This is a genomic window from Variovorax sp. dw_308 (assembly GCF_019207085.1).
GTDB lineage: Bacteria > Pseudomonadota > Gammaproteobacteria > Burkholderiales > Burkholderiaceae_C > Variovorax.
In genome coordinates this window covers 19430-37824 of sequence record NZ_JAATOM010000039.1, presented here as the reverse complement: position 1 = coordinate 37824, position 18395 = coordinate 19430, and the positions used below count along the sequence as shown (strand labels likewise).

Genomic DNA, 18395 nt, shown 5'->3' with positions numbered 1-18395 from the left:
ACAACGGTAGGGGAAAGTGTCCAGCGATTTTTGATCGCCCCCTTCAGCACACCCACGGGTTCACCGAATATTTACGAACTCCGGGGCGCAGGACGTCGACATCAGCTCCCTTCTCAGCGAGCTCGGCCAATGCCATAGTTGGGTTGGTCATCGTGATTTCCTTCAAGACAAGTTTGGTGGGTCGCACCTCAAACTTATCTGGTCTTCACAATGGCCACCCCCTAAGATGGCGGTCGCTGCCCGGCAAGCCGCTTCGGACTACGCCCTACGCGCGTTGCCGCGGAGCGAGTGAAAGAAGACTTACTCCACTTGGGACATCAACGACACGTGCGAATCGTTCAGCCGGACAACCCTCTTACTCGGGCAGTATGCGAACGTTGCTCATCGTCGAAGCTTTTCGGCCATTCGCAGTCGTCAACTCGTCCTTGATCGCGATCGCGCGAAGCGCAACGGGGCTGGTGAGCCTGATTCCTGTTGGCGACTCGCGCACTCCTACTCGCGCCGAAGTGACAGCAATGGGCGTGGTCGTTTGGACGTGGACCGTTCCATCCGTAAGTTGCCCGGACGTAAACACCGCCGAGATCGGCCCAGTCGCCTCATTGTCAAAATAGATTCCACCGGAAGCGAGCGACGATGGGTTTGCTATCGTTATGGCGAGACGTGAGGCCGATGTCGCCTTGATCTCAAAGAATTGGCCGCGCTGGTAAATCAAACTACGCACTGGCCTCGAGGTATTGACACTCGATACTTGAAATGTAAGACGAGAGAGGTCTGCACTTTTGACAATGAAAGACGACCGTAAATCGCGGTAGTCGGCGGCATATTCCTTTTCAAACCTAGCGACTGTGTCAGCGCTCAAGGGCGGTTTAGCAGGGTTCGTAACTTTGTATAGCGGATCCCCGTTTCGTGGTCTGGACTGGCTGTAGACTGGTAAGTGCAGGACCGCTTTTCCGAGGCCCGATGCGCTGGTATCAATTTTCTGACTTCCAGGCAAGAACAGCGTCCTACCCTTGGTGTCGGTCACTTGCTCGACCTTCGCGTTGCTTCCGAAGATTATTTGCACGGCTCCGGCGAAATCGGCACCAAACCTTCGCCATCCGCTCGCGCTTGTGTACGGTACGTACGCGAGGCCGTCATTGGCAGTTGAGCCGCTCCACGTCTCCCCGCTACCCATCACAAAGCTCCACGTATCACCGTTGATAATGATTGGAGGGTAGGTCGCAGTGTCAGGCTTCGCGCCGCACTGTCGATTCGGATCATAAACGTCAATCATGATCGTGCTACCGGAGTGGCTTACACGAAGCGGGACCACAACGTGGCCGTCCGTCCCATGGGCAATGCTGATCATTCCATAGTTCGCGTTGACCCCTCTGGTCAAGTCGCTCTCCACCAATCTCGCGTTATCCGCCGGACTTCTGATTACGTTATTAAGATAGTAATTCATGAAGGCGGCAGAAAGCTGCGCCCAATGGGCCGTATTAATGTCTTCGGTCACGCGCGGTGTGGTGATGTCGCGGCTTTTGTAGTTATCCCAGAGATTCTCCGTTAAATCACCAACAATGAATTGATTCTCTGTGGCGTCCGCTAAAAAGGCCATGCCCATGCAATTGCCGCCTGACGCTAGACTGTCTCGCGCTGCAAGGAACGCGATTCCTACCACTGGATCAAGATAGTCATACCACTGAAAATCAAACGCATTGGTGAACGAATCCAAGCTCAAACGCGCGGTATCAAAATTGTGAAATGCCCAGGCTGCCTGGCAGCGAAAGTTGTCGGGACTAATTCCGATGAACGAGGGCGCTGGTAGAGGCTGGGTACCTGAATGCCCCACGGAGATGATCACGAACGCGTTGACACTTCCCGCGCATTGATCCTCGGTACCGTCGTCATGGCCCCAGTAACCATTGTCGTCATATTCATCGTCCTCGTAGCCGAGCTGCAAGTGCGCATCAGCACCGTTCGGACCGATGGGAATACTCGCGATTAGATGCTCCACATTCAATCCGAATTGCTGCAGCCGAACTGGGGATGCATTGACTCCAGGTACGAGGATTAGCCCGTGGTATAGATGGTCCGAGTTGGGGCCTGACGGGTCAACGTATCGCTTCCAGGTTTTGCCGTGGCCGCCGGTCTGTACGCAGCCACCAGCAGTGACCATAACCCGATCATCCGGGGCGAACGCGATTTCAGGATATTCTTGGAGTTGCAGCTTTACGTTTGGATTTTCAATCCGCCATACAGTTGTGGAGGGCGTATCCAACTGTTTGGAGACTATATCGAAAGTATCTGCACGTGGACTAGTGCAAATGAGACAAAGCATCGTTGCCAGAGCGGCCCACAAAACCAAGGTCTTCAGTGAGGGCCTGCCACGCCTGTCCGCCGCCAGTTCAGGTTTCTCGAGTGCCCGAGGACCACTAGCACAGGCCATCTGGGATGTCAGTTGTGTCGATTCCATGCTGTTCTTCCCATTTTGTGGCGCGCTGCAGGCTCGCCTTACTGTCGGAGTGCTTTTGCACGAGCTCAGAAGCTGCGATGGGCCCAGGCCCATGCCGTTCCATCTGGAGTTTTCTGGTCGACCTTCTGCAGAAGGTCCGCAGGGGTGGTTTTCGGGTTCCAGTACCACTGAGTGTGAAGAGGTGGACCTTGCGGAGGACCCCCTCCGCCTTGGGCGCCCCACCAACCCGCAAACGTCGTAACTAAGGCGACATCTGCAGGCACCTCAACCGGCTGCGCAGTTACTCCCCCGGGTCGATCTGCAATCAAGCGAAGACTCGGGACCGGGGTCACATCAACTGGGCTCGACCCAAAGTAGGAGTACTTCCCAGTCCCGTCATGATTGCTTGCTCCATAGATGCCCCAATCGCTCGTCGGCCAGAATTCATGACCTCCGTTCTCGACATACACCACCGGGTGTTGAAAGGCCTGAGCAGATGACGGCTCTGCCGCCAGCTTTACGATGTTGTTTTGTGCGTTGGCTATCTGGGTCGCATTGTCTGGGCCCCCAGGAGGTAGCCAAAGAGTAACCTTCCCGAGCGGCACCGCGACGGAGATGTTCACTGGGAATCCAAAATTCGGCCCACGGAATTCTCTCGCCGCGTAAGTTGGGGCGGTTGCGTTCTTGTCACGCACGGGCACTGTGACTGGACGCCATTCCTGTACCTTGCCCATGTCGAAGCCGGCTTGGTTCCCGTGAAACGAATGATAGACGGCAAGAATAGCCTGGTCAGCATAACCGGCTGCCCACCACGACGCATCGACATACAACTGGACAGTACACCAATCGCCGCTGTGATTCGTAAAGCCCTGGATGATGTCGGTGATGCTTGCACCGCCAGCAATAAGTGCTTCAATCCCGCCGAAGGTAGCGCCTGTGATCGCGGCGGCGAATTCGGCGCGCACCGAAGCCGAATAGTCGTAGCTATACCCAAAGAACTGCCAATACTCGATCTTGATTACCTGGAACGGCATCACGTTGGCAGGGCACATGCTTGCCGGAACACAGCTATAGCGCTTATGCAGCGTCGACAAAAGGCTTGGATCTGCATCGATGTCGACGTTCGGGTCGATCATGACAACATGCCCATAGAGGCCGACGTTGTTTCCACTCGCTGCTCTCGCCATCACGACGCCCCAATCCGCCCCGGTTTCCACGGCCGACGTGGGCGTGATGTAGCGCTCGATGGGCGCGCTAGGCAACGTTGCATCGATTTTTCCGGACTCATTTAAGAACACTTGAAGTATGTCCGTCGCATGCCCCGCGGAAGACAGTGTCGAAATTGGAAGAGTTACTTTGCCAGCAAGACTGGATCCTTGGATATAGGGAATCACATCGATCGGCGCGTATTGCTCCTCGCCGCCGTCGTTGGAAAAGAGCAGAAGTGGCGCGTAGTCGCTGAGCAAGGTCTTCCGATCCGTGACACCTACGCCGTTGGCTAGGTTGCTGATGAATAGAGATGCGTTGATCGGAATCGACCCAAGCGCAAGCGTGACGACGGCTGGCGTTTTCGGCGTGTCGGGGTCCTTCGGCTTGGTGGATCCACCAGGTCCCTGAGTAAATGTCTTGGGCCGCTGAGCGGAGTTGCTATCAGGGTGGTTTCTATGCACCAAAGCGACTCGAAATTGATTGACCCCAGGGACGGGATCAAACGTGAAGGTGCCATCCTTCGTGGAATGCGTCGAAATGAATTGGTTGTCTATCGCATCGGTCGGCGTCAAGGCGTTGTCGTTTCGATAGACAACGATATGCCCCGCCAACATGCTCGAAGATGTGTTGTACAGCTTCCAGGCGACAGTGACTGGCTTGCCTGGAGCCGGCGTGCCCGAGGTCACCGTGATAGTGATGGGCACGATCGCGGGCGGAGCAGCGCTTGCGATCCATGGGCAGACGGCGCAAAGCAGCGCAACGGCTGCCAGTGTGCATTTCCGAAAGAGGTGCTGCATTGCTCGACCCCCGAAAGTATGCAGACACCGTAGCCATTTGGCACCCACAAAGCAAGCTTGGTCGGACGGTCTATCCTTAACGATCTGGTGATGCGGCACGAGCAACGATAGGGCAACCCTCGATCCTGTTACCAGGGCACCGCAAGGATGATCCCCGACCCTAGAGCGAGGCAGGCCCGCGACGAATCGATGAAGTGCAGGTCACCAATCCGCGGATATGAGCTTGATTCATCGTCGCTGCAAACGCTCGAGTCGCATCACCTGATCGATCCCAAAAACATGCCTTACCCCCTATAACCTGCAGTAGCCATTGACAGTGGCGACCATATGAACAGGATGCGGAAATACTCCCCTTGGGAACGAGTCATCCTCTTCGGCAAAGACTCGTTTTTCACAATAAAACAGAGTCATCGCCGGCGCCTTGAGGACGCCGGCGACATCTACGGTTCCGCCGTGAAGTTCGTGAAGCAAGTGCTCGAGCCGTTGGCAAACACCTCCGCTTTGTGAATGGATCCATCCAGCTCGATCTCGCTTGTCGCGACATTCCATTCCGCAGGGGCGCTTGCGCCCGGAGCCAGCTCCGGAATGGATTTCTCATCCTTGATTGCCTTGTCGTCAATCTTCAGCGTCGTGTCGAACTTCGCCGACTTCGCCCCTCCAACGTTCTGAAAGTTGCATGCCACAGAGAAGGGGCTCTTCTGCTTCGGGATGGCCGGCGAGATGAAGGGGCCGTAGTAGACGATGCTGGGAGTCGGATCGGCGCGCTTCGGAGAAAGTTGAACGTTCACGGACTTTTTTGCCGGCGCGCCACCGTTGGCGCAGCTCAGCGTCAGCTCGTAAGTTGTCAGGCTGGTACCGTTCACATAGACCGTATGGACAACGAACTCCCCGGGTGACGTCATTGCCGCGCGATCGAATAACGCGATCGTTGGACTCTGAAAATTTGTTGAGGTCATCTGACCCCGAACGTCCCCGCACGTCGCAGATTTGTCGAACTCCCATCGGATCGTCGAAGGCTGGCCCTCATTGACGTAGTCCCCTCGGTTGGGCAGCGTCATCGATTTAAACGTGACCGAAGGCGGCGGCGGCGGGGGTGGAAACGGAACGATGGGCGCCATCGCCGTGTACATTGCCCGCCCATCCGATTTCAAACCGAACAAATAGAGGTCGCTGAAGCCTGGAACTTTGGGTTGCGCTATTCGAGAGTATGCGTTGACCGAACTGCTACTCGTGATCTTCGGAACGGGGGACCACTGGTTGGAGGCGTCTGAGAGCAGCCTCTGTGCCAAGCCTAGGTTGACCACGACGTTTTGCATCGTTGCCGACGGCGCCAGAGGCGGGTTTGGCACCCCTCGCATTCCGCGGATCAACCCTCGCATGTAAGGGCTGGAGAGGACTCCCCAGGGCGACCAACTGAGATCCTCACTGGTTGGCCCGACGGTCCATCCGCGTTGCGAAAGCTGCCCATTTGCGTCAATCGCCACTACCCGACCGTCCAGCGCTCCATCTGCCGATACCGCAGTCGCCGAGGCGGGCGCTCCATCAACGACTTGCCAACCACGCCACTTCAGAGGACCAGTCGGCCCTTCCCACGTGAGCGATTGATTCACGTAGACCTTGTTATCGCTACTCCGCAGAAAAAGCAGGATGCCGGCGTTGCTGGATGCCACGCTGACTCCGAGGCTAGTGGTCATTCCGCCTGGCACCTGGAACCACGAAGTCCAAGCGCTTTCCGGAGCCGTCTTGAAGGCGTAGTAGACGTTTCCGTCAAGGCCGGTATGCGCGACGAAAAGACCAACGAAAGCGAAGCGGGTGGCGATCGGCTGACGCGTCCACCCTGGGATTGGCATCGGCTGCCAACCACTCCAGACTCGACCGTCAAAAGTGTTCAGCCGGATCTGCGCGCTTTGGTCAGGCGCAAAGACGTGCGTCACTCTCGAGATTTCGGCGGCGCTTGGCGGCGCCAGGAACTGCCCCTGTCCTGGAATCTCTGTCCAGTCCAGCCAAGGATCGCTCTGAATTCGGATCGTTACCCACGCAGGTCCGATGTTCTTGCATTGATGCTCCGTGCCATCGTCATGAGCGTTGTACCCGTTGTCGCCGTAGTCGTCATCCCTGTACCCCAAGACAAGCTGAACACTGTCAGGGCCGTTGGCACTGATTGGGAGGCGCAACTGCTTTCCAAGAACGTCCGAAATGCGAACTTCTGGCGTTACGCCGGAGATCTGCACCATTCCGGAGTACAGCCTGTCCGAATTCGGTCCGGACGGGTTCACGTATCGCTTCCAAGTCTTGCCAATGCCACCGGTCTGAACACAGCCTCCTGCGTTGAACGAGATCCGGTCGCCTTGGCGGAATACGATCGAGGGATACGGCGTCCAAGACTGCGCCACCTCAGGCTGATCGATCCGGCAGGTTCGAACGCTCGCCGACTCGTTGGTGCACGTCACTTTTGGTCCGGCATAGGTCATCTCCGCGTGCCAGAACAGGAAGAGCAACATCAGGACGACACGGCACATGCCGGCGCGCGTCTTTCCTGGCGCGTCCTCGTGAGCTTTTCTCATTGTTTTCCCCTCCGTGTGCCGGAAGCAGCCGCGAACAAAGCGTATAGGAATTTCGGGGCTTTGAAAATCATGCGAAGGCGGTACGCGCTGAGTGTTTCCCTTCCTGAGCAAGGCAGCAAAACGCATCGCGACCCTTCCTGGTGCGTGAGAGCAGTGATTCGATCAGCGCCAGCGCTACACCTTCGACTCGTGCCCGTTGCAGACATCAGCTGTCGACGCGTACGAGGTCGTACATTTTTGCTCGGAGACTTGGCGGCAGCTTGACTCTACTAGGCTTCGCGCCGTTACCGCGACAGAACCGACAGACCTCCCTCAAGTCGATTGTGATTGGCTCTCGAGCTCAAGGTCGTAGGGGTCGCCGAAACGCTGCACGCATCCTGTTGACTTGGGCAGTCGCCGCCTTGCTGAAATCTGGAATGGCCGCCAAGTCCGGGCACGTGGGCTCGAACAGAGCATGTTTCGCATGTTGGCCCCGATTTATTAGCGAAAAAGTGCGCCAGCAGCAAGCCCAGAATGAATGACGACAGCCAAGCCTGGATGACAGTAATCTGCGGTGCCATTCTCGGGCCGCGGTTCAAACGCTGACAAGGAGAAGATCATGAATCGGATCTCCACGCCCCAAGGCAACTTGGCGTCAATGATTGGAAAACCGTTGTCGATGGCCAGATCGGTGCTGTTCTGCTTGGCCTCATTCCTCATTTCGTCGCAGGCCGTGGCCGAATGCTCGCATGGGAAGGGATTCGCCTGTTGGTTTGTAATCAGCCACTGTGCGATCGCCGGAGTTACCGGCGACCGCAACGCCTATGCAAACTGCGTTTCATTGGCATCGAATAACTGGTGCACGGAGTGCATTGTTCCCGGCCCGGCCGATCCGAACTGCCCGCCTGGCTCGGGAATGCAAGGCGGGGTCTGCCTTCCCGTTTCTGCCGTCTTCGGGCTCAAAGGCGCAAGCCTGCCCGGCTACGTGGGAAGGTCGGTTGCGCCCAACGCCGATGGCAGACTGGAGCTGTTGGGCATTGATCAAGCGGGACGCATCGCACATAACTGGCAAAGCGGCGGCGCTGGCCTTTTCCAGCCCTCCTCTTATCCGTTTCCAGGAAGCGTCAGTGCGGCAGGGTTCCCAGTGATGGTCATGCGATTGGATGGGCGTCTCGAGGTGCTTGTCGCTTCACGGTCGGGTCTTATCACACGCAGTGCGCAACTCGCCCCAAACGTGAATTGGGGCGACTGGACTACTATTAGCCAGAGGCGATTTGCTCCCTCTGGCGTGGCAGCTGGCGTGTCGCCGGACGATCAGCTTGTAGTCGCAGCAATCGATGCTGCCGGTTACCTCTGGACTTCGCAGGAGCAAAACGGGGTGTGGAGCCAATGGCAGCAACTTGGAAGCGAAAAGTTTAAGGCTGTGCCCGTGATGGCAAGCAATGCCGATGGGCGATTGGAGATTTTCGGCGTCAGCACGAACGGCGCCTTGATGCACGCTTGGCAAACGGGTTCTGATGGTGACTTCACACAGTGGCAGGCCTTGTCGCAGGGGCCCTTCACTGGCGTACCCGCTGTCATGAGGAACCTGGATCAACGCCTGGAGGTGTTCGCCAGCCGCATGGACGGTACGCTATCTCACGCATGGCAGGTTGCGCCGAATGGGGGTTGGTCCAATGAGGCTCCAACCCCGGGAACACACAAGTTCGACCCCGCCATGAACATAAACCAGGACGGCACGCTGAGCGTGTTCGTCGTTGGGGTGAATGATCAGGCCGTCTGGACCAGACGGCAGGCCCAGCCCAATGGGTCATGGGATGACTGGAAATCGCTCGGTGGCGTCGTAAAAAGCGCTCCCGCGGTCGGCAGAAACGCGGACGGCTCGTTGCAGGTGTTCGCAGTGGGCCAGGACGGAATGGTCTGGTCATCCAGACAAGAGTCGCCCTCCGCCACCACATGGAAACAATGGATGCGGCTCGGGCTCGTGTCAGCGGGCCTGTAGGACTCCAAATGTCATACGGTGCGAAGGCATTTGAATCGCTTCCCGGGTTTGTTCGTGGGCTTCACAGCTACTATGGCCGAGTCTGAATTCTCGGGGCCGTACATCGGCTACGGCTCCTCGCCTTTCCGATGCGGGCCAGCCCGATATGACGGCTGGTCAAACCCGAGATCTCCCGGTTCCCGTAAAAGGTGCGTGTGCACATGCCAGTGTCTTCGACCACGCCGGGTCCGACGAGCACTCGCGATGACGCGCCCGCCGACGTTTTCTTCCACCGAAGTGACAGTGTCGGCACCCGAAACTAAAAAACCTATCGCGGCTCAATGGCTGGCCTATGGATTCCCCTGTCAACGCTTCGCGTTGCACCTCGCGGTGCACCACGCATGACTCGGGGACGACATGATTCGCTACGTCTTTATCAGGGACTTGCACCCTTCTACTCCTTGCAGGTCTCCCGGCGGCGCACCACTTCACTTTTGAGGCCGCCAAGCAATTGCGCGCCTGACGCTATCGTCCAGCCAAGCACTGGCGCCAAGGCCAACCATTTAACGGCGGCGACAACTACCTGGAAAGACCCTTCGAGGCCGGAGCCGCCCGGACGACCTTCAGGTACCGATCAAGTTGGTGAAAATCTCTTTCGAAGCTTTCGGGAACTCCGTCGATTCCGAGTTCAATGGAGAGGTCCCCACTCTTCGTCTGATCGACCTTGAAGACCAGTTCCTTATTGAAACCCGCCACAGGAACTCCTAAGGCGCCCGACAAGCGCACCAAATCCACCGAGTTGATAGCGGAGTGGCAAGCGTAGACAACGACCACCCCATCTTTTGAGAAAGCCTGTCGCGCCTCCGCGAGCGAGTGCCCGCTCTTGCCCGTTCCCCAGTACACAGTCAACGGATCATTCGCCTCGGCAAAGAACTTTTCTGCAAATGCCGCGCCCTGCAGATCCGCCTCACTCCACAGAACGTTGTTCTCACTAACTCTCCCTGATAGCGCAAAATCGCCTTCGTTGTTGCCATGGGCGAAAATGTTCACTCTTGAGACAGTGCCCGGATTCTTGCTGCCGATCTCACCGAGCATGCCGACCAATGCCTCTGGTGTCGCCATCCTCTTGACCACGCTTTGTTTGGCTTTCCCAGCGGCTTCAACCCTGTGAAAATCTTCGGTGTCGGGGTACCACTCCCTGTCCAGATGCTTGATACCGCGCCTGATCCGCTCCTCGCGCGGTAGTGCAGCTTGAAACTTCTCCGTGTTTGAGCGACCCGCCCAATAGCTTCGGTACATACCAAGCACGTCGAGTTCGTGCGGTCGGACTGGAGCTCGCGTTGAAGGCGTGGCAGATTTCGCCGCAGTCTTCTTCGCTGCCTTCTTTGCGGGCGCCTTTGTCACAACCCCTCTGTCATGCAAAGAAGTCGAGCGCTTGTCAGGCGAGATTCCACGAACGTCGTTGTCGCTCATTTGAGTTACTCTATCGCATCGCAGAGCTGGCACATGGGACGAACCACGACACACCGCGGTCGCGCGTCGACGTTGCAAGCCTCTCGTGAAGGCGGGAGAGCGTCATTCTGCGCCTTCAAAGTGCTAATCTAACCGAGAGAAAGCGTCGCACACGGTAGCGCTATATGCCGCCGAAGCAATCTGTTTCGCAGTTGGACCCATGTAGAACCGCACACGCAAGCACAAAAACCGTCGAAAATGCCGCGGAACCGCATCGCTCAAGCTGCGCACCAATTCAGGGCGGATCAGCCATCTCCTGGAGAACGTCATGAAGCAGCTCTTTGGGTACGTATTGGTCAAAGAGACCAACGTCGGCGTCCCGAACCTTCTCGTGGCCGCCTTCGACTCGCGCCATGCCGGGCCGTTTGATGCGGAAGGTCGCGAGTCGCCGCCCAATGTCGCGCTGATACAGAAAATGGGACGGCGGCTAGGCTCGGTGTTGACCGACGAACGAGGAAGCTTCGTCATCAACCGGGAAGACTTGGAATTCCAGGGAAATGAAGCACGCCCGAACCTCATGGTCGCCGTCTTTGCTCCGGAGGATGTACAGGATCCCGAAAGACCCGTTCCAGCACCTCCTGAAGCCCGACTCCTCTGCTGCACACAAATCGCGCGCAATGACGCCGGCGCCGAAGAAGCATTTGTCATCCGCCTGCTTCAGAGTCAACTCGATCGCTTCGGGATAGGCGCCTGTGCGAAGCCAACCAACAACGTGCAAGGCGAACGTCTAGGGGACTCAATTGAGAACGCTTGGAACGTACCTGCTTACCTGACGGATCGATTCCAGAATCGGATCCTGAGGCAACTCAACGCGGCAAAGGAAAGTCGAGACCGTGCCAAGGAGGCAACGAAGAACCTCTCTGCCATTCCGCTGCATCTGCGCGATCGCGGCGAAGGAGCGTCAAACTTCTTTCAGAACAACACGCTGCTTCTGGCCAACAGAGGTGAGCTGGCCACAAAACTTGCCCCCACCCAAGTTCAGGCCGTCCAGGAAGGCCTCACCCGACTAAAGAATCGAACGACGCCGCCGGTCATTCGCGTCTGGCTCACAGCCGACGAACTCAAGGCAAGCGGACTGAGCCCTCGGAAGCAAGGGTCCACCACGCCACCCCCTTCCAATGCTGACTCCGAAGGCGAGGCCTATGGCTCAGCTTTCGCCGTCGAGGTCGACGTCGCGCCTGACGGTGAACCTGTTGCCAAGGGCCCGCGCATCACATCCGAAGCACTCACCAAGCTGGTCCGGGCGCGGATGTCTGGCACTGATCTCGTCAAGAAACGCGGGCTGAACAATCCCACACCGGATGAACTTCGGCGGCGCTACCTTATGCCACCGCCGCCCGCGAGCGCATCTGCATCGGCGAAGTCGCAGGAAGATTCGGATAAGCCCTTGGCCAAGCGCACAAAGGCCCCCAAGACGGCCAACAAAGCTCCACTCATTTCGACTGAATTCCTCCACAAAAAGGTATGAGGAGCGTCACATGCCACCGCCCATCAGCAGTCCGGCAGCGCCGCCGTCCGACCTTTCGAAGAACATCGAAAGCAGCTTAAAAGAGCAGATCCGGGATTTGCAGCCGGCATTGGACAATCTCGTCGAGATTGCCGGGCTCGTCGCTCAACTGAAACGTTTGCAGAGCTTGGTCTCGGATCCGGCGTTGCTGGCGACCTTGCGGGATGCAAACCAAACCGGCATTCTCGACCAAATCATCGGTATCCAATCCGGTGTCAAGCCCGGAGGAGCGGGCGGGACGGCGACGATCTCGGACTTTGGCGGAGTGCTCGTCGGACTCTACGATTTCGTACCGCGTCTGCAATACTGGCTCTCCACCCAGAGCGACATTCCTGACGGAGACAAGTCGATCATCTCGTCCTTGGCGACCGGCGCGATCACGCAGGTACGGCAACTGCTGAACTATCGGCCCGACGTCGGCGCTGTAATGGACGATCTGGCGGCGATGCGAGGCCTGCAGGGCGGCCCCGCCGACGCAACGGCGTTCCACGATTTCAACGTCCTGCAGCTCGCGTTCCGAAGCGTATGGATGCACGCCTTCGACAACAATCTGCAAAAGCTAGCGGGCGACCTCTACGATCACGCGAATAAGCTTTACGCCGCCGCAGGGCAAGAAATGCCCGACCCAGGCGAAATCGCTGACCTTACGCAGCTGGGCGAGTTCATTGAAGGCTTGAAAGCCATCACGGGCATGGTAGTTCCCGATCCCACGGGTTCCACCACCGCGCCGAACGCTACGCTGACCCTTCCGCCGCCGGACGTCGTCAAGACATGGTTCCCTCAAGCCGTTACGGTATGGCCCCTGCTGAGTGACGATCAGCGAAACTCGGTAATCAGCTGGGCCGACCAGATTGCGAACAGCACGGACTTCGTTGCAATGCAATACGCCCTGGACGCAGTGAATTCGATCGTTGCGAGTCCGCAAGGCCCAGGAGCTCGTCTGGCGCAACTGTTCCAAGCACTGTCGAAGGCCCAATCCGAACCCTACGCGTTTGATGTGTTCGCACCCAACTCCTACAACTTTGGCCTCGTCATTACCTACCGGCAGATTTGGGAACCTGGGCCTTACCAAGCCGGCGATCTCGTCTCCACCGTCCCTCTGGCTCCGGGGGAAACACGCAAGTACACGAAGAAGCGAATAGTCAAGGAGTCCGTGTCGCGCAGGACTGCAGACAAGTCAACAGAGGCCCGCTCTACCCAGTCTTCAGAGGATTCCCGTTGCGAACGGGACATCATGGAGCGCAGTACGACAGCAACAAACTTCAAGATCGCCACCAACGGCTCGTTCAATATTGGAATTGGAAGCATGGACGTCTCCTCAGAAATGGGAGGCAACACGGGCTCCGAATCCACACAGAACAAAAAGGACTTCCATGAAGCCACCCTGAAGGCTGCGCAAGACTACCGCCTTGAACGATCCCTGGAGGTGGATACGGCTCATTCGTTCGAGTCGGAGGAGACTTTTGTCGGCGAGATCTCGAACCCGAACAACGAAATCACGGTCACCTATCTCTTCTATGAGTTGCAACGACGGTACAAGATCCGCGAATTTCTCTATCGCGTTCGCCCCGTCATCTTGATCGCGCAGGAAGTTCCTTCCCCGGACGAGATCAATGAAGCCTGGTTGATCGAATACCAATGGATCATCGCCCGTGTGCTTCTTGACGACTCACTTCGCCCCGCTCTGAACTACTTGTCTACAGGGTACGCCGGAGATCAGTTCTCCGTGACCGTCTTGCAGACGCAATGGAAAACGCAGGCCGCACTAGTCAAGCAGCTGGAGGGATTGGTCCAGGCCCAGCTGACTGCGCGGGACAGCATGCGCGAAACATTGGTCGCAGAGCAGGAGGAGGAAGATTCCATTCCCGAGATGCCTGGCATCCTGAATGTCTTCACGCTCGGAGTGGATCCGTCTGAACCCGTGAAGAAGATGCTCAAGGCGCATATCAAAGCAGGAGAGACCCGACTGAAATACGCGGAACAGGCCCTGGCAGATGCGCAGGAGAAGCTCGGCAGCGCGACGTCGATTTTCCGGCAGGCGACGAAGGACTACTCGGCCGCCCTACAAAACCAATACGCGCGCCAAGTCGCAATCGACCAGCTTCGCATTCACGTCAAGCAGAACGTTTTCTACTATATGCAAGCCATTTGGGCGCACGAAGTATCGGATCAGCGATTCTTCCGGCTCTACAAGCAGAAGGTGCTTTGTCCGCATGTTGAGCAAGGCTGCGAGGTGCATCCTCTCGCCACCGCAGTAATCGGGCACGTGCCAGCTTTCAATGAAGCAGGCGTTGAATTGGCGCCCGTCGACATTGCTAACACGTGCGTGCCGACCCTGCCGCCGGATGAGAAAGACGTGGGGGGCATGCTGGAGGATCTCAGCTCTGTGGCCGACCTGGACAATCCACTTGGCTACAAGGGCAACTACATAATCTTTCCTCTGCTGTCTGACTGCCCAATCACGCACTACATGCTGTCCGACTTCATTGACACCTACCTCTCCGTGAAGGACCCGGACGGCAGCGACGACTTCGACGCTGAGGCGTTCGATGACGCCTGGACTCTCGCCGTGAAGAATCACGACGACGCAAAACTGAAAGACCTCAGGGCCACCCTCGAGGCCCACATCGAGGATCAGGAGCGTCGAACAGATGAGATCATCGTCCCAACTGGGCAACTCTTCATTGAGGCGCTTCCGGGCAGCCATCCCCTGCTCGAATCCTTCAAGATGGAGCATCGCCTTCTGGATGTCGCGACCGTGCGCGCGCAGAACCGCCACGCTGAGCTTGAGAACCTGCGCTTGGCTTCGCGCTTGGCTGCGGACCCGCAACTGCTCCAGGATCCTGACATCGACAAGCGCATCATCGTGGACAAGGGCGCCGGCGTCGTTATGGACTCGCAACCATGACCTCCGACTACAGACGCCAGTTGACGTTGGGTGGCCAACGTGCACGTCCCTTTGGCCTTTCGCTGATTCGCGACAGGGAAGAAACCAGCGGCTTGTTTCTATCCCGGCCGACCCTCCAGGATCGCGGGCTTGCCGGGCCCGACTTGAACGTGAAACCTCACAACGTCCCGGCGTCGGTGAACCCTTTGGTGGAGGCACCGCCTTCGAGATTGAACACTCCCTCCGTTGCCCGGCCGTCCAGGAAGCTCTTTCCGACCCTCTGGCGTGAGGCGCGCAAAGCAGCGGCCCATGGCGAGGAGACCTCGTATAGCAGCGTCGGGAAAACCGCGGCGCAGCTTGACGAATTTGATCAGGTCCGAACCAGGACAAGTGGCGGCTCCGCGGATCCTCCCGGCACCCACACTGGGAATTTGCCAACGTTCGATGTTCCGCCATGACCGCGCAGAGAAGCCAAGAGGCCGCGGCTGCCCGGCATGAATCGCATAGATGCCGAGGAAAGCTCAGGCTCGCCCCCACCGCACAGTATTGGACTCAATCGATGCGGGCGGCAAGTGCCGCAATGTCATCGATCGAGTCCAACAGCAGGGTCAGATGCGGATAGCGACGAGCTGTCGCTCGGATGTATCCAATGAGGGGTAACCGTATCTTTCTCGCAAATTGACACGGTCACCTGCAAAAACCCTAACGATGACAGTCACTTGCAGAAACGCATCCTGCGGTCGATCCGTGTTCTTGGTGCAGATTGACACGCTTGGGTTGGTTGGTGAAGCAACGTGTCGCGGGACCAAGAAATGCCTTCCCGTCAAGGCAATTGTCACGCGCCTTTCGTGATCGGTTTGCCGGCGGCGCGATCGATCAGTACGTCCGCGTACCTCTCTACGTTGAATCTGAACGTCCCCTTTGTCGGCGCCGATTCGATATTGACCACCCGCGCCGATCGAATTTTGACCAGGGGGTGGAAGCCGACTTTTCGTTGGTCGGCTGTGCATAAGTTTAGTGTTCGGGTTGCGCGTTGTCCTCCTCGATGCTGAATTGATCGCGCGGGGGAAGCCGCGGAGGGCGTAGCCCGCAGCGGGTTTCCCCGCGCGGCGCGACGAGTTCTGCCGTCAGATGCTCGCCTCCGGCGGCGACGGTGGATCGGCCTTGCGAGCCTGCTCGCGCGCCTTGATGCGCTTCTTCGCCACCGCGCTGCTGTGCAGGAACCGATGGCTCTCGTTGCCCGTCTCCACGATGTGGCAGTGATGCGTGAGTCGGTCCAGCAAGGCCGTCGTCATCTTCGCGTCGCCGAACACACTGGACCATTCGGCGAAGGTGAGATTGGTCGTGATCAGCACGCTCGTGTGCTCGTAGAGCTTGGACAGCAGGTGGAACAGCAAGGCCCCGCCGGCCTGGCTGAAGGGCAGGTATCCCAGTTCGTCCAGGATCACGAGGTCCATGCGCAGCAAGCTGCTGGCAATGCGCCCGGCCTTGCCCTGGGCCTTCTCCTGCTCCAGCGCATTGACCAGGTCGACGGTCGAGTAGAACCGCACCCGCTTGCCATGTCGCGTGACCCCAGCCACCCCGATGGCCGTCGCCAAATGCGACTTCCCGGTGCCCGGTCCACCGACCAGGACGGCGTTGTGCGCGACCTCGGTGAACTCGCCTTCAGCCAACTGGTGGATCAGCTTGCGGTCCACCGGCGACACGCCGAAGTCGAAGCCCGCGAGGTCCCGATGCACCGGGAACTTCGCCGCATGCATCTGGTGACTCACCGAACGCATCGACCGGTCCGTGCTCTCTGCCTGCAGAAGATGCTCCAGCAGCCAGCGCGAATTCTCGGTGTCCGCGTTGGCGCCTTGCTCGACCAGATCGCCCCAGGCGCCGGCCATGCCATGCAGACGCAACTGTTTGAGTTCGACGACGAGGTCACGCATGACGCACCTCCGCCACGATGTCGTCAGTCCGCAGGCTGTCGTAGCGCGCCGTGTCCGCCCTTGGCGGCTCCAACACTTGCAGAGCCGTCTCGACCGCCGGCGGCACCGGCTTCGCATTCAAGCGTCCCAGCACGTTGACCACGTGCTCGACGCTGACCCGTCCGGACGGTGGCCCGCTCTCCAGGGCCAGCTCCACCGCCACCAGCACGGCATCCAGTCCGGCCGCCGGCACGATGGCGAGCACCTGTGCCATCAGGCGATCGCCACCGGCTTGACGCAGCAGCCCGCGGCGCAACTGCTGCAGTGGCTCGGGAAGATCCGCAAACGGCGCGCCGTTGCGTAGGGCGCCGGGCTTGCGCTGCAGCAAGGGGATGTAGTGCTGCCAGTCGTAGCAGGTCTGTCCTTCGGCACCGAGCCGCTCGTGGCTTGCCACCACCACGTCCTCGGCCACCACGACGACCTTGGCCGGATACAGCCGCGTGCTGACCATCTGGCCGGCCAACTCGCACGGCACCGAGTAGCGGTTGCGCGCCACCGCCACCAGGCAAGTGCTGGAGACGCGCGCCGGCTTCTCCACATATCCGTCGAACGGCTCGGGTACCGGCATCAGGTGGGGCCGCTCGTGCTCCAGCATCTCGGCCACGCTGAACTGGCTGTGCTCCGGATGTCGCACGTCCTCCCACAGCGCACGGCACCGGTCACCGAGCCATGCATTGAGTTCGGCGAACGAGCCGAAGCGTCGCTTGCCCGCCTCGATCCAGATGCGGCGCCGGCTGTCCTGCACGTTCTTCTCCACAACACCCTTCTCCCAGCCGCTGGCGACGTTGCAGAAGTCGGCATCGAACAGGTAGTGGGCGCACATGACGGAGAACCTGGCGTTGACGACACGGCCCTTGCCCTTCTTCACCTTGTCGACCGCTGTCTTCATGTTGTCGTAGATGCCCCGGCGCGCGACGCCGCCCAGCGCCGCAAACGAGCGTGTGTGGGCATCAAACAGCATTTCATGGCCTTGGCTCGGATAGGCCACCAGCCAGAAGGCGCGGCTTGAGCACAGCTTCAGGTGAGAGACCTACATGCGGCGGTAGACGCCGCCGATCACCAGGCCTTCTTCGCTCCAATCGAACTGGAACGCCTCACCGAGTTCGAAGGCCAGCGGCACGAACGCCTTGGTCGCCGCCCCTTGGCCTTCACCCTGGCGCCACGCCCGAATGAAGTCGGTCAACCGGCTGTAGCCACCCTCGTAGCCCTGCACCTTGATCTCGGCGTGCAACGCCCGAGCCGTGCGCCGTTCATGCTTTGCTCGCCGGGCGTCAGCTCGCAGCATCTGCACCAGCGCCTCATGGAATGCATTCAACTTGCCGGCCGCCGCCTCGCGCCGGTAGCGCGGCTCGACCTCGGCCGGCGCCTTGACCCATTTCTTCACTGTGTTGCGCGACAGGCCCGTGCGCCTCGCGATGTCGCTGAACGAGAGATGGTCGCGGAAGTGCATCCGCTTGACCTTGCCAATCATGTCCATGGTGATCACCTATTCGCCTTGCTGAAATATTCAGCAGGGCAGTTGAGCACCCTGGTCAATATTGGATCGGCAGAC

The 18395-nt window shown here is 58.8% G+C and carries 8 protein-coding genes and 1 pseudogene; 3 read left to right on the top strand and 6 right to left on the bottom strand.

Going from position 1 to position 18395, the window contains the following annotated elements:
* Window positions 1-355: 355 nt before the first annotated feature.
* The 3 genes from HCU76_RS34415 to HCU76_RS34405 form a co-directional block, all read right to left on the bottom strand.
* Window positions 356-2455: a hypothetical protein gene (locus tag HCU76_RS34415; RefSeq protein WP_218511800.1), complete on the bottom strand. Its 2100-nt coding sequence runs from the start codon at window positions 2453-2455 to the stop codon at window positions 356-358.
* A 65-nt stretch (window positions 2456-2520) separates the two neighbouring features.
* The gene (locus HCU76_RS34410; protein WP_218511799.1) at window positions 2521-4440 is read right to left on the bottom strand and encodes a hypothetical protein; all 1920 of its coding nucleotides are present in this window, start codon (window positions 4438-4440) and stop codon (window positions 2521-2523) included.
* Window positions 4441-4880: 440 nt separating this feature from the next.
* Window positions 4881-7004 (bottom strand): hypothetical protein, encoded by a 2124-nt coding sequence (locus tag HCU76_RS34405; protein WP_218511798.1) that lies wholly within the window; start codon window positions 7002-7004, stop codon window positions 4881-4883.
* 598 nt (window positions 7005-7602) lie between these two features.
* On the opposite strand from HCU76_RS34405, the gene HCU76_RS34400 reads away from it, so the two are divergent.
* Window positions 7603-8985: a hypothetical protein gene (locus tag HCU76_RS34400; protein ID WP_218511797.1), complete on the top strand. Its 1383-nt coding sequence runs from the start codon at window positions 7603-7605 to the stop codon at window positions 8983-8985.
* Between the two features lie 558 nt (window positions 8986-9543).
* Here HCU76_RS34400 and HCU76_RS34395 read toward each other — a convergent pair.
* A complete protein-coding gene (locus HCU76_RS34395; protein WP_218511796.1) occupies window positions 9544-10437 on the bottom strand; it encodes a hypothetical protein in 894 nt (297 codons plus the stop codon).
* 307 nt (window positions 10438-10744) lie between these two features.
* Between HCU76_RS34395 and HCU76_RS34390 the strand changes: the two genes are divergently transcribed.
* Both HCU76_RS34390 and HCU76_RS34385 read left to right on the top strand, forming a co-directional pair.
* Window positions 10745-11944 carry a hypothetical protein gene (locus HCU76_RS34390; protein ID WP_218511795.1) on the top strand — a complete coding sequence of 400 codons (1200 nt, stop codon included), beginning with the start codon at window positions 10745-10747 and terminating at the stop codon, window positions 11942-11944.
* A 10-nt stretch (window positions 11945-11954) separates the two neighbouring features.
* Window positions 11955-14891, top strand: a complete 2937-nt coding sequence (locus HCU76_RS34385; protein WP_218511794.1) for a hypothetical protein — start codon at window positions 11955-11957, stop codon at window positions 14889-14891.
* A gap of 1106 nt (window positions 14892-15997) precedes the next feature.
* On the opposite strand, the gene istB is transcribed toward HCU76_RS34385, so the two are convergent.
* Together istB and istA are read right to left on the bottom strand one after the other, a co-directional pair.
* A complete protein-coding gene (gene istB, locus HCU76_RS34380) occupies window positions 15998-16804 on the bottom strand; it encodes an IS21-like element helper ATPase IstB (protein ID WP_218511793.1) in 807 nt (268 codons plus the stop codon).
* A pseudogene (istA, locus tag HCU76_RS34375) lies at window positions 16797-18320 on the bottom strand (IS21 family transposase). The gene istB and the pseudogene istA overlap by 8 nt, the downstream one beginning before the upstream one ends.
* Between the last annotated feature and the right edge of the window lie 75 nt (window positions 18321-18395).

Excerpts from the sequence above, each read along its gene's own strand:
- HCU76_RS34395 (WP_218511796.1), bottom strand. The coding sequence starts at position 10,437 with ATGAGCGACAACGACGTTCGTGGAATCTCGCCTGACAAGCGCTCGACT.
- HCU76_RS34400 (WP_218511797.1), top strand. The coding sequence starts at position 7,603 with ATGAATCGGATCTCCACGCCCCAAGGCAACTTGGCGTCAATGATTGGA.
- HCU76_RS34385 (WP_218511794.1), top strand. The coding sequence starts at position 11,955 with ATGCCACCGCCCATCAGCAGTCCGGCAGCGCCGCCGTCCGACCTTTCG.
- HCU76_RS34415 (WP_218511800.1), bottom strand. The coding sequence starts at position 2,455 with ATGGAATCGACACAACTGACATCCCAGATGGCCTGTGCTAGTGGTCCT.
- HCU76_RS34390 (WP_218511795.1), top strand. The coding sequence starts at position 10,745 with ATGAAGCAGCTCTTTGGGTACGTATTGGTCAAAGAGACCAACGTCGGC.
- HCU76_RS34405 (WP_218511798.1), bottom strand. The coding sequence starts at position 7,004 with ATGAGAAAAGCTCACGAGGACGCGCCAGGAAAGACGCGCGCCGGCATG.
- HCU76_RS34410 (WP_218511799.1), bottom strand. The coding sequence starts at position 4,440 with ATGCAGCACCTCTTTCGGAAATGCACACTGGCAGCCGTTGCGCTGCTT.
- istB (WP_218511793.1), bottom strand. The coding sequence starts at position 16,804 with ATGCGTGACCTCGTCGTCGAACTCAAACAGTTGCGTCTGCATGGCATG.